This is a genomic window from Sporosarcina sp. SG10008, assembly GCF_044569405.1.
Lineage (GTDB): Bacteria > Bacillota > Bacilli > Bacillales_A > Planococcaceae > Sporosarcina > Sporosarcina psychrophila.
The window spans coordinates 4545047-4558076 of the sequence record NZ_CP172607.1 but is presented as its reverse complement, the minus strand read 5'-3'; the positions used below and the strand labels follow the sequence as shown (position 1 = coordinate 4558076).

Annotated in this window: 12 protein-coding genes; 5 read left to right on the top strand and 7 right to left on the bottom strand. The window is 42.4% G+C overall.

Annotated elements, in window-relative coordinates:
• Positions 1–76 precede the first annotated feature (76 nt).
• The 5 genes from hflX to ACGLYD_RS21515 all read right to left on the bottom strand — a co-directional run bounded on the left by hflX (position 77) and on the right by ACGLYD_RS21515 (position 7474).
• Entirely contained in the window at positions 77–1348 is a 1272-nt protein-coding gene (gene hflX / locus ACGLYD_RS21535) for a GTPase HflX (RefSeq protein WP_399630486.1), read from the bottom strand.
• Between the two features lie 94 nt (positions 1349–1442).
• Positions 1443–2144, bottom strand: a complete 702-nt coding sequence (locus ACGLYD_RS21530; protein WP_187046526.1) for a VOC family protein — start codon at positions 2142–2144, stop codon at positions 1443–1445.
• Between the two features lie 71 nt (positions 2145–2215).
• Entirely contained in the window at positions 2216–3700 is a 1485-nt protein-coding gene (gene putP / locus ACGLYD_RS21525) for a sodium/proline symporter PutP (RefSeq protein ID WP_399630484.1), read from the bottom strand.
• A 388-nt stretch (positions 3701–4088) separates the two neighbouring features.
• Entirely contained in the window at positions 4089–5723 is a 1635-nt protein-coding gene (locus ACGLYD_RS21520; protein ID WP_067205116.1) for an AMP-binding protein, read from the bottom strand.
• Between the two features lie 191 nt (positions 5724–5914).
• A complete protein-coding gene (locus ACGLYD_RS21515; RefSeq protein WP_187046524.1) occupies positions 5915–7474 on the bottom strand; it encodes an FMN-binding glutamate synthase family protein in 1560 nt (519 codons plus the stop codon).
• Between the two features lie 90 nt (positions 7475–7564).
• Here ACGLYD_RS21515 and nfsA point away from each other — a divergent pair, with 90 nt between their 5' ends.
• The 3 genes from nfsA to ACGLYD_RS21500 all read left to right on the top strand — a co-directional run bounded on the left by nfsA (position 7565) and on the right by ACGLYD_RS21500 (position 9912).
• Positions 7565–8296: an oxygen-insensitive NADPH nitroreductase gene (gene nfsA / locus ACGLYD_RS21510; protein ID WP_187046523.1), complete on the top strand. Its 732-nt coding sequence runs from the start codon at positions 7565–7567 to the stop codon at positions 8294–8296.
• A gap of 11 nt (positions 8297–8307) precedes the next feature.
• A complete protein-coding gene (locus tag ACGLYD_RS21505; RefSeq protein ID WP_187046522.1) occupies positions 8308–9474 on the top strand; it encodes an SAM-dependent methyltransferase in 1167 nt (388 codons plus the stop codon).
• 111 nt (positions 9475–9585) lie between these two features.
• Positions 9586–9912, top strand: a complete 327-nt coding sequence (locus ACGLYD_RS21500) for a nucleoside triphosphate pyrophosphohydrolase (RefSeq protein WP_067205106.1) — start codon at positions 9586–9588, stop codon at positions 9910–9912.
• Between the two features lie 90 nt (positions 9913–10002).
• Here ACGLYD_RS21500 and ACGLYD_RS21495 read toward each other — a convergent pair whose 3' ends face one another.
• Positions 10003–10662: a diphthine--ammonia ligase gene (locus ACGLYD_RS21495; RefSeq protein ID WP_399630478.1), complete on the bottom strand. Its 660-nt coding sequence runs from the start codon at positions 10660–10662 to the stop codon at positions 10003–10005.
• Positions 10663–11023: 361 nt separating this feature from the next.
• Between ACGLYD_RS21495 and ACGLYD_RS21490 the strand changes: the two genes are divergently transcribed.
• Together ACGLYD_RS21490 and ACGLYD_RS21485 are read left to right on the top strand one after the other, a co-directional pair.
• A complete protein-coding gene (locus ACGLYD_RS21490; protein WP_340741324.1) occupies positions 11024–11521 on the top strand; it encodes an RNA polymerase sigma factor in 498 nt (165 codons plus the stop codon).
• On the top strand, positions 11518–12390 hold the full coding sequence (locus tag ACGLYD_RS21485) for an RsiV family protein (RefSeq protein ID WP_338653809.1): 873 nt from the start codon (positions 11518–11520) through the stop codon (positions 12388–12390). Before ACGLYD_RS21490 ends, ACGLYD_RS21485 begins: the two co-directional genes overlap by 4 nt.
• Before the next feature lie 56 nt (positions 12391–12446).
• Here the strand turns inward: ACGLYD_RS21485 and ACGLYD_RS21480 are convergent, their stop codons facing one another.
• A complete protein-coding gene (locus ACGLYD_RS21480; RefSeq protein WP_187046519.1) occupies positions 12447–12947 on the bottom strand; it encodes a PCYCGC domain-containing protein in 501 nt (166 codons plus the stop codon).
• Positions 12948–13030 lie beyond the last annotated feature (83 nt).

The following is a 13030-nucleotide window of genomic DNA, read 5'->3' as shown; positions in this document are numbered from 1 at the left end:
AGATAAAGGCAAAGTGCGCCTTTATCTTTAGGCCCTCCAGCGCTTGTCGGGTCTACCAAGGCACTTGCGCTTTTCATTAGTGGCTTATGATAAATTCTTCAACCTTGGCCCGCTCTGAAATATCCATTTCCACAGTCATCAGCGTTCCATCTTCTTCATACTCCGTACTTTTGACGTTTGCTTTGTCATTCAAATAGGACACGATATCACCACGGTCAAATGGAATAAGTAGCTTGCATGTACTATATTGTTCAAAAATCTTTTTCTTGATCAACTCGATAAGTTCATCTAATCCTTTTCCTTCACGTGCAGAAATCCACACACTATCATCGCTCACTACTGGATAGGGAACATCCGCAAGATCAGCTTTATTGTAAATATTAAGCGTCGCTACATTCTCTACTCCAACTGCCTGCAATGTGTCATTTGTTACTTCCATCATATAGCCGTGTTCCGAATTCGACACATCCACTACATGTAATAGGAGATCCGCATCACGCGCTTCTTCTAATGTCGAACGGAATGCTTTTACAAGATGGTGTGGCAGTTTCGAAACAAAACCGACTGTATCCGTCAAGATGAATTCTTTGTTATCCTCAAGCTTCACTTTCCGAATTGACGTATCGAGTGTCGCGAATAACATATCTTCCTCATACACTTGCTTCGCATTGTCTACGTCCATCTTCAGCAGCAATTTATTCATAATCGTCGACTTGCCAGCATTTGTATAACCGACAATCGAAACAACAGGGATACCACTCTTTTTACGTTGCTTGCGCTGAGTTTCACGCTGATCCTTCACATGATCAAGGTCACGGCCAAGTTTGGAAATCTGGTCTTCGATTTTTCGACGATCGAGTTCAAGTTTCGTTTCTCCTGCCCCTTTATTCTGAACACCGCCGCCTGCTCCGCCGCCCTGTCTACCAAGGGATGCACGTAAACCGACAAGTCTAGGAAGCATGTATTGCAGTTGCGCAAGTTCAACTTGCATCCGAGATTCACTCGTTCTCGCACGCCGTACGAAAATATCAAGAATGAGCATTGTCCTGTCAATCACTTTACAGTCCAGTTCCCGCTCCAAATTACGAATCTGAGACGGAGACAATTCATCATTGAAGATAACAAGGTTAGCATCTAATTCTTCGTAGAAGTTCTGAATCTCTTCCATTTTCCCTTTCCCGACATAAGTAGACGGGTTACGCTTTTCCATGTTTTGCGTCACTTCTCCAACGACTTCAACATCGATTGCTTTAGCAAGGTTTTTTAATTCTTCCATTGCATATTCAAAGTGCTGATCCTTTTGTTCATGGACCCCCACAATTACTGCGCGTTCGACTAAAAATTCCATAGAACTACCCCTTCCAGACAAGCTATAAGTATGTTTAGTCTACCATATGTGACGAAATTGTATGTCAGACAGGTCGAACTGCACAACTACTCTGTCACTGTTGGTCAGTTTGCCCAACGATAACATCCGTCAATCTATCTTTGTCGCCATCATGTGCAACAAATTTCAGCACAACATTCGGCAAGACGATGTCATCAGTATTACCAACTTTCTTCGACAATAAAATGGCCCACTCCGCTGTTACTCTTAATGGATCTTCGACACTAAAAACACACTCCGTAATTTCCAGCTGTTCATTGTCCAGGGAAAGCGTTCCCTCTTCACGTAATTTCACAAAACGTGTTTCTTCTGGCTCCTCCCATTCGATGAAAAATGGATAGGGTAACTCATTCGATACGGGTTGATCGATGAACAACATTTTCCACTTCCGCAATTGGCCATCAGCCGTTCTTCGCTCAGCATCGAGCACACCTGACGTTCGGAACCCTTTATTTTCAACTTCATCATTGAATTTCTCAATACTTTCGACAGACAGACAAATCGTCCCCCACCCATCGCTTTGTTCAAGATCATGAAGCAATAACTTAGTCAGCGGATGCTCCACTTGTTGCGCAATTCCCATTTTCTCGACTGACAACCATTCAATATAAGCATTCTTCGTATAGAGTAGCGCATTATGCGTACCCCATTGTTCATGACGACCACCGACTACAGCGTGACGTCCACTCGCTTGCTGTTCCACTACGATTTTCTCCGGTTCTTTATTCGTGAAATAGACAGTATGATCAAGCTTCATAGTAATAACCTCACCTTCTTAATTTTAAATAAATGAAAAGCCTGCAGTAGTAGATACCGCAGGCTTCCAAATTACTTATCTTCGTTAAGGATTTCAAGTGCTGCTGAGAATTCTTTATCAATCTCGGCATTTGGTTTATATGTGATATTACTAACGACAACTGTAACAATCAGGCAGAGGAGGAAACCAGGTACGATTTCATAAAGGGTGCCCGATAAAGCATCGACGTTCCCCCAAATCATAACTGTTATTGCTCCAACTATCATTCCCCACAGTGCACCTTTCGTTGTAAGTTTGCGCCAGTAAAGAGATAGCAAGATGATTGGACCAAATGCAGCTCCAAATCCAGCCCATGCAAACGATACGATTTTCAAAATGGATTCATTGTTAGGCCAAGCAAGTACCATAGCAATTACTGAAACTGCAAGGACGGCCATTCTACCTAAAAACACATAATGCTTATCCGTTGCGTCTTTTTTCATAAACGTTTTGTATAAATCTTCAACTAGCGCAGAAGAGGATACAATCAGTTGCGAAGAAATTGTACTCATAACAGCTGCAAGAACAGCCGCAAGCATGATTCCCGCAATGAATGGATGGAAGATAATCTGCCCTAGAACAATAAATACCGTTTCATTATCCACCAGTGTTACATTCGTGTTCTGCTGGTAATAAGCAATTCCGATAAGTGCAGTTGCAACTGCACCGAATAAGCTCAAGAACATCCAACTAATTCCGATACGACGTGCTTTTTTCGCTTCTTTGTGCGAGTTAAGCGCCATAAAGCGGACGATGATATGCGGTTGACCGAAATAACCCAGTCCCCACGCGACTGCAGACAAAATACCTAGGAACGTTGCACCAGATACGAAATTCAGCAATTGTGGATCCACAGCACGGATACTTGTCGCAGTTTCTGTAAATCCTCCTGTGATGAAGATACCGACAATCGGCACAAGTAGGAGCGCAAAGAACATAACGATACCTTGGACAACGTCCGTGTAACTAACCGCCAAAAATCCTCCGAATAGTGTATAGAAAATAACGACACCCGAAACAATCAATAGGCCTACGTGATAGTCCAACCCGAATGAGCTAAGGAAGAACTTCCCGCCTGCAACCATTCCCGAAGACACATAAAACGTGAAGAATATTAGAATAATAATCCCTGAAGCAATACGTAAGAGACGGGATTTATCTTTCAGACGACTTTCCAAGTAACTTGGAATTGTAATGGAGTCACTTGAAACTTGTGTATACACACGTAAACGAGGTGCAACAAAGACCCAGTTCAAATATGCTCCAACTGTCAAACCGACCGCAATCCATGCTTCAACTAAACCGTTGAGATAGATTGCACCCGGCAACCCCATAAGCAACCAGCCCGACATGTCAGCAGCACCAGCACTGAGAGCGGTTACAGCCGGCCCAAGCGAACGCCCACCTAACATATAATCCGTGAGATTGGATGTGCGTTTGAATGCATACCATCCAATGAAAATCATCGCCGCCATGTATATAATAATTGCAATTAATTGATACCCTTCATTTGACATGATGAATCCTCCTTTTATTAGATTGCCTCTATCATATCACCTTTTTAATAAATAATAATCTGTTTTTTAAAATAACCGATAGTAAATAATGTATATTGAATAGACAGAATACGACGAAGTTATTTCATTCACCTTACATTTCCCAGGAAATAATGCATATTCGACAAGCAACCTTTTTATAACACACAAAAACAGGCGGATACCCCTATGTCTAGAGGTATACACCTGTTTTTTATGAGGGCACTGAAAAAGTACGATTTCCTTCAATCCCGTTGATTTCCGGTCCGAGCGAGGTCTTCAGTTCGCGCTGTTCCCACTGGAGTCGCCGCTCTTCACTACAATCAATTAGTTCTAACTATAAAAAGAACTTTTTCAATGGTTTCGTTTTTTATTGGTATGACTTTTCTACGGACATTTCTCGCAGTTTGAACTTTTGTATTTTCCCCGAAGCAGTCATTGGATATTCTTTTATAAACTCAATGTACTTTGGTATCTTATGATGTGAAATACGCCCCTTACAAAATGCGCGTACGGACTCTTCATCAAGATTCAGGCCTTCTTTCAGAATAACCCACGCCATTAGTTCCTCACCGTATTTCGCATCTGGCACACCGACGACCTGTACGTCTGCGATATCAGGATGCGTATACAGAAATTCCTCAACCTCTTTCGGGTAAATATTTTCGCCACCACGGATGACCATATCTTTGATGCGCCCCGTAATATCGATGTAGCCATCTGCATCCATCACTGCAATATCGCCCGTATGAAGCCAACCTTCTGCATCAATCGCTTCACGTGTTGCTTCCGCATTGTTGTAATACCCTTTCATAATGTTATAACCACGCGTGCAAAGTTCCCCTGGCACGCCAACCGGCAGCTCTTCACCCGTTACAGGATCAATAATTTTGACTTCAACGTTCGGATGCGGCTTGCCTACTGTCGATACGCGTTTTCCGATTGGATCATCTGTCTTCGTCTGTGTAATGACAGGGGACGCCTCTGTCTGGCCGTAACAAATCGTAATTTCACTTGCTCCCATATCTTCAATAACACGTTTCATAACTTCAATCGGACAGACAGATCCAGCCATAATACCGGTACGAAGCGTAGATGTATCGTAGTTCTTAAAGTCAGGGTGATTCAACTCTGCGATGAACATCGTCGGCACCCCATGAAGTGCTGTACACTTCTCATCTTGTACCGCTTGAAGTACACGCAATGGATCGAACTGTTCGAGTAAAATCATCGCAGAACCGTGCGTAACCGCCGCGAGCGTTCCTAGTACACAACCAAAACAATGGAAAAATGGAACAGGAATACAAACGCGGTCCTGCTCTGTCAGTTTCATGTAATCCCCAATTTGTTTACCGTTATTCACGACGTTATAATGTGTCAGCATGACCCCTTTAGGAAAGCCTGTTGTGCCAGAAGTATATTGAATATTAATGACATCATCGGGATCAAGCGATTGAAATTGTCCCTCAAACTGCTCATCCGTTACTTTATCAGCTTGCGCCATGAATTCCGACCATTTGTACATACCTTGTTCTTCTCGTTCCGTCATCAGGATGATTCGTTTGAAATGAGGCAGTTTGACACTTGATATAGAGCCCCTCTCACTCGTCACCAGTTCAGGACAAACCGTACGGATAATATCTATGTAACTCGTTCCTTTAAAGCTTTCATCCAGAATGAGCGTAGTTGCATCAGATTGCTTCAGCAAATATTCCAGTTCTGTAGCTTGGTAATTCGTATTTACGGTGACCAGGACTGCCCCCATCTTCCCTGTTGCATATTGGCTAAGCAGCCATTCCCTTTTATTGTCTGACCATATGGCAATGTTTTCCCCTTTTTCGATGCCCATAGCAATAAATGCTTTTGCAAGTTTGTCCGTTTCTTTATCAAATTCTTTATATGTTCTTCGAATTCCATGTTCCGGATAGACATAAGCTTCCTGGTCCGGATAAAGCTCCGCTTGTTCCCTTACAATTTGCCCCACTGTTTTACGTAGCAATGTCATGTCCATTCCCCTTTTCTGAAACAATCATATAGCAATATGTTATCACGAAGTTCAGATTATTGAAAATTAATTTCAGGTTGTAGTGTATTTGTTGTGAGGTTCCGATGGAGTGTTGTTTTCTTTTGGCGAAACGTTGCGAACACCATAAAAAATACCGTTCCACCTCTCAAGGCAGAACGGCATACTTCAATTCATTCCACAGGGAAGACGCGTCCCCGTTCGTCTTTGTAAACGACATGATGTCGTTCGAGTTTCGTTGGCGAATCCAGACCTGCCGCTGCAGCGACACGGAAAAGTCCTTCTCGCATCGTCAAAATATAATTCGTGACACGGTACTTTTTCTCTTCGACGACGAGGCCTTGCTGTAATTTCTTATCTGTTGTCGCAACGCCCGCTGGACAATCATTCGTATGACAACGGTGCGCCATAATGCAACCGACCGAGATCATAAAACCACGCGCAACTTGAACAAGATCTGCTCCCATTGCTAGAACTATTGCTGCTCGGTCCGGTGTCGTAATCTTACCCGATGCAATAATTTTCACGCGGTCACGTACTTCAAATTTTCGAAGTGCATCGTCCAGAAGAATAATTGCTGACCGCAATGGTAATCCAACGCTATCAGCAAGATCCTGGTATGTAGCGCCCGAGCCGCCCTCCCCACCATCTAATGAGATAAAGTCGGGACCCATACCTGTTTCATGCATGAATGACGCAAGTTCCTCTGCATCCTGTTTCCCACCGAGGACAACCTTAATACCAACCGGTTTACCCGAATGCTGACGAATTTGATCAATGAATTCAAAAAGTGTTGGGTAATCATCAAACTGGTGAAAGCGGTTTGGACTATTAATAGAGACAAACGGAACAACATTACGAATTGCCGCAATTTCTTCCGTTACCTTCGCCCCTTCAACGTGCCCACCACGCATTTTCGCACCTTGCGCTAATTTAATTTCAAACGCTTTGACTTGCGGAATATCCGCTTTTTCACGAACCCGCTCAAAACTGAATTCGCCATCCTCCGTTCTAAATCCGAACAAACCCGAGCCAATTTGTGCAATTATATCTGCACCGCCCGCCAAGTGATGCTGGGACAGACCTCCTTCGCCGGTATTCATCCAAGCCCCTTGCGCCATGCCAATCCCTTTTGACAATGCAGTGATTGCATTTTCCCCGAGTGCCCCATAACTCATCGCGGATTGACCAAGCATGCTGCGGACATGAAATGGATGCTCACAGTTCGGACCAATGACGATTGCATCCTCTTCTGGCAACAACCAAGGCAATGTCGGAATATCTTCGCGGTGTTCTTTACGTGAAAAGAGATTATCTTCATCAACGACATAACGCATCGTATCTATAAGGTTTGAATTATCAACGCGCATTTCCTCATTTTGCTTCGTAAACATTGCGTTGCGGATATAATAACCCGATTCTTCAAAATCACGTTTCGAGCCAAAGCCAATGACACTATTCAAATATTTCCCTGGCATAACCATGTGTAGGTATTCTTCACGATTGAATGGTTCGCCGTCATTATCGTCGTCAAACAGATATTGACGAAGCTCAGGACCCGTCTTCTCCATCACATAACGCATCCGCCCTAAAATCGGGAAATTCCGAAGAATCGCATGTTGCTTTTGGCTTTTGTCATAAAAGTATAGATATATGGCAATTGTAATTGGTAAGATGACTAGAAATAAAATTAACAACGCCGTGGTAATTGAAATACTTTCCGCCCAATTCATAACAACACCCCTTTGTTAAGCTTTAAAGGTAGTTTACCACTATCACAGTCTGTTAATCTTAATTAATAAAACATTTTTTGGAGGGATTCCATGGTTATCGACTTATTATCTGCCCACGCATCTGTGCGAAAATATAAAGACATTACACTATCAAAAGAAGAAGTACTTGAACTCATTCGGGCCGGGCAGCATGCCGCAAGTTCGCACTTTGTCCAAGCATACTCTGTCATTTATGTAACGGATGTTGAAAAACGCAAGAAACTAGCGGAATTCGCGAAGAACCCGCAACAGATTTTATCAGCTGGCGCCGTTTTGGTCTTCTGCGCGGACTATTGTCGATTGAAAAAGGCAGCTAACTTAGTCGGAAAAGACATTGATTTCTCCTCTGCTGAAAGTGTCCTTGTCGGCTCCATTGACGTTGCTTTATTCGCCCAAAATGTAGCGATTGCGGCCGAATCAAAAGGTTACGGCATCTGTTATATCGGGGGAGTACGTAATGCACCTGAGGAAATAAGCGAATTGCTATCGCTTCCCAACGGTGTTGCTCCACTATTCGCCATGACAATCGGCGTTCCTGACGAAGCGAATGAAGTGAAACCGCGCTTACCGGTAGAAGCAATTATTCACGAAAACAGCTACAATACCGATAAATACGACGAACTTATACCTAAGTATGATGAAACAATGAACGACTATTATTTAAGCCGTGGCTCAAACCGTAAAGACGCCGCCTGGTCCGATTCCATGGCAGACTTTTTAGAAGTCCCTCGTCGAACGCATATGAAAGATTTTTTGAAGAAACAGGGATTTGAGTTTAACTAGGAGTGATGACAATGCAATTTGAGGAATTAGTGGACGAATTCACACGACGGATAACAGACGGGTCTTTCATTGGCGGGACAATCAGCCAATCCCGCACAAAAACAGATGAATTAAAACGGGTGAAAGTAAAACCTGTGGAAATAAAAGGACAGCTGCATATTCAATTTGAATACCAGTACGAACGAGTGCTGAACCATGAAAATGTTACCCCTGATGCATTGCGAGCACATTTACAACAACTGCTCGAGCGTTTCAGACAAATACACGCTGAGTTTTCGGATGAAAAAGTCCAGGTTCAGCTGACGAAAAAATTTAAAGTAATGTGGAAGTCTGAAAAAGTAGCATCTGAAAAAGTAGTTGACCTTTCACACAACCGTAAGAAAAATTATTTATTGGATGAAAATACTCCCTATCCATTTCTAGTACGACTTGGCGTCCAAACGCCCGACGGCAAAGTGAAAAAACAAAAGCACGACAAGTTTAGGCAAATTAACCGGTTCGTCGAATTCATCGACGATTCTCTTGCGCACTTACCGAAAGATCGAACTGTACGTATTCTTGATTTCGGTTCCGGTAAATCCTATTTAACATTTGCGCTCTATCATTATTTACGTATCGAAAAAGGACTGGATATCAAGGTAACTGGGCTTGATTTGAAAAAAGAAGTGATTGAGGAATGTAGCACCATTGCGAAGGATCTTGGTTACGATAATCTTGAATTTCTAGTAGGAGATATCAATGATTATAATGACGAAACGTCAGTTGACATGGTCGTCACCTTACATGCATGCGATGTTGCGACAGATATGGCGCTTGCCCGTGCGGTGAAATGGGGAGCGAAAGTCATTTTGAGCGTTCCATGTTGCCAGCACGAACTATTCTCGCAGGTTAATTCCCCCGCGCTCGACGTTATGCTTCAACACGGACTCATCAAAGAACGGTTCTCAGCACTTGCTACTGATTCCATTCGTGCCGAGCTGTTATCACTCGTGGGTTACGAGGCTCAGTTACTCGAATTCATCGACATGGAGCACACACCCAAAAACATTTTGATTCGAGCTTATCAGACCGGACGAGAAGCTTCTGCTGATGAAGTGAAACGGTACACTGAATTTAGGAAGCTGTTGAATGCAGATCCTTTTTTAGAGAAAGAACTGGGCGATTTATTGAATATATGATTAAAGCCATCCACATTTGCCTCATGCGAATGTGGATGGCTTTTTCAATTTAAAGAATCACATGTTATCATTTAGAATAATTAGATTTAGTGATTAAAAGGAGACAGCAACATGCCGATATATAATAAATTAGTACGCGACCGTATTCCCGAAATCATCGAAAAGTCCGGTCTGATTTGCAATACACGCCTTTTGAATGAAGACGAATACATTAACGAAATCAACAAAAAAATGCACGAAGAACTGGAGGAATACGAATCCACCGAGACGACAGATGACGCCATCGAAGAACTTGCGGATTTGTTGGAGCTCATCCATGCAGCCGTTTCATATTACGGGGTATCATTTGAAGATCTAGAAAAGGTAAGAGTAGAAAAGGCTGAGAAACGCGGCGGATTCGAAGAGCAGATTTTCCTTATGGATGTTGAAGAAGACTGATACCCGATGGTTCACCCTACTTAATAATGCAATGCTGTCCGCGACATTAAGTTCGCGGACTTCTTCCCTTACGAAACTTCCCATCCACACTTATTTCCCCAATGATACGTCCAAAAACACATAGTCATCCCGTTTATGTTGCCCTGAAAAAACGACCGGGACCCGTTCACTAAAAATCGGTCCGTCTACAACCACAGTGTGAAATTCTCCAGATTCCCCGCATGAATCAATGCCGAGCGCACCGAGTTCATCCATCAGTTCGATAGTAAATTTACGGCCTATGAAGTGGGCAGGCATCATTGTTGTATTGACGACAACGATGTATGCCTCGAATCCGCCCTCTATAAACTCTTCCAATATCTTGCGACGCGGCTCCATCCATAATGGATGAACTGCTTTCATATTGACTTTCGCACATGTTTCTTGAACCCACTCCAAATGGTCTTCAAGATCGATATCCCCGAAAACCCCGTGGCTGATGCCTGACTCAACACATTCTTTCATCGCGTCTAAAAATTGCTCTTCATACCCTTGCCAGCTTGCTCCCCGTATCATTAAAGGGACGCCGATCCTTTCAGCTTGGGCTGCTACGACTTCAAAAGGCAGCGCATGTGATTTTGACCGTTCTTCATCCTCTTCAAACATTGTCCATAACCGTTTCGGAATGCCACCCGCTTTCATTGCACGGTAATAAGCCATCGCAGAATCTTTTCCGCCGCTCCATGATGCAACAAATAATATATCCTCCATCTTGATTTCTCCTCCGTATCGCAGATTTTTTTGTTTTTAAGCATCAGTACTTCTCTCTCAAGATCAGCAATTTTTTCGCAGTGCTTTTCAAGATCCGAAAACTCCCTTGCAAAAAAGAAATAAAACTTTAAAGAACTATAAATCCTCCTAGAAACACAATACTAAAATCTACATTATCGCCATGGCCTACACCCTTACGTTATATTTATTTTACCATGAATTTTCCAATGTTTCGTAAAGGATTCTTTTAATTGATTTTTTTCAGCGAATGAAAACATAAAACTTTTCAGACATGTACCCCGTCAAATAACTATAACGTGTTCGCGACATGTTGGAAATTGGAGAAGGTGAATCTTTTGTCATGACAAAAAATGAGAAGTTTGAGCTTGTAGAAAAATTTATAGTAGAGAATCGTGAAGCCCATTATCGCCTTGCATACAGCTATGTTAGAAATAAAGAAAATGCACTTGATATTGTACAAGATGCCATTTTAAAAGCCCTCAATTCAATTGATCGACTTGAAGAGATTGCCTATTTGAAAACTTGGTTCTACCGGATCATCGTTAATACATCCATTGATTTCATCCGAAAACATCAGCGTATTACAGTGATGGATGATGACATTCTCGGCATTCATTTGCCACAGTTAGAGGATGACATTATCGACATGGACTTACATGATGCCATTGACCAGTTGCCTCCTAAATACAGATCTCTTATTATTCTTAGATTTTTCGAGGATTTGAAAATTGATGAAATCGCTGTAGTGATGGATGAAAATGTGAATACGATTAAAACAAGATTATATGCAGCATTGAAAAAGTTACGCATTGAAGTTGGGGAGGAATTCAGGTTATGAAAGAATTGAAAAAGTTGAAAAAGAACTATGACGAAACAGAGATTCCGTCTGAGTTGGAAGACGTCGTAAAAGCTTCGATTCGTCGAGCAAAAGCGTCACAGAAAAGACGTCCATTTCTAAAACAATGGACGATTGGAGCCGCCGCTGCTGCTGCTCTATTCATCGGTAGTATAAATGTCAGTCCATCCTTCGCACAGGCAATGGCAAATGTTCCGCTTCTTGGGGCGATTGTGGATGTATTTACCGCACAACAATTGACTGTCGATGAAAAAACGTACCAAGCAAATGTCGCCACACCAGCAATTGAAGGATTGACTGATGAAGGACTGCAAGCTTCTCTGAATGAGAAATACCTTGAGGAAAACAAAGTACTTTTCGAACAGTTCCAACAAGAGGCCGCGGAATTGGAAAAGGCAGGTGGCGGTCATCTTGGCATCGACACTGGCTACGAAGTGAAAACAGATACTGACCAGCTTCTATCGATTGCTCGCTATGAGGTGAATACGGTCGGATCCTCTTCAACAACAATGAAGTACGACACAATTGATAAGCAGAACAACGTGTTAATCACATTGCCAAGTCTTTTTAAAGATGATAAATACGTCGATGCTATTAGCTCATATTTAGTAAGTGAAATGGAGCGACAAATGGCAGCAGATGAAGAGGTCTCTTACTTTTTGAATAGCGAATTTTTCGATGACTTCAAAACAATCCAAGCCGATCAGTCATTCTATATTACAGCTGATAATAAGCTTGTCATTTCATTCGATAAATATGAAATTGCACCTGGTTATATGGGTGTCGTGACGTTTGAAATTCCGTCAGAAATTTTGAGTGATTTACTGGTCAGTGACACATACATTAACTAATCCCTTTCCTATATAAAAAAGCAGACACTTTCGCGTGTCTGCTTTTTATATTTCAATTATGCTGGCATCGGCGTTTTTGTTGGTTCCGCGTAGCCTTCTTTATAATTTTCATCGATGAATTCACGGATTTCTTTTAACGATTTACCTTCTTGCTTCATCATTACAGATTGCACGGCGATATCCAGACAAACTTGGCAACGTGTGCCATGGTCATCCCAGACAACAGAACCGTCTTCACGAACTTCGTCGATGAAACAATTCAAGTTACTGTCATGACCTGCGCTTTCACCACACCCACAATAACAAGGCATCCACTCAATAATATCCGTTGCAGTTCCCGCCATTTGATAGACAAGACGCATATCCTCCGACTTGTCATCTAGGAAAGACGGTAAAATATCGGCAGAAGCTGTTACTTCTTGCAAGTCACCGTTTGGTACATGCAGCTGTTCCCCATGTGCCATATCATGTTCTTTCTCGCTTGGCTGTGCTTTTTCTCCGCATGCTGAAAGGACAAGAATTGCCGCAAGCAAGATGAATATCCATTTCTTTTTCATATACTGCCCACCCCTTATTCGCGTAGTTGTCCTTTCATCATAACCCAAAACAACACGTTTATAAGTTACAGTTTGATGGACAA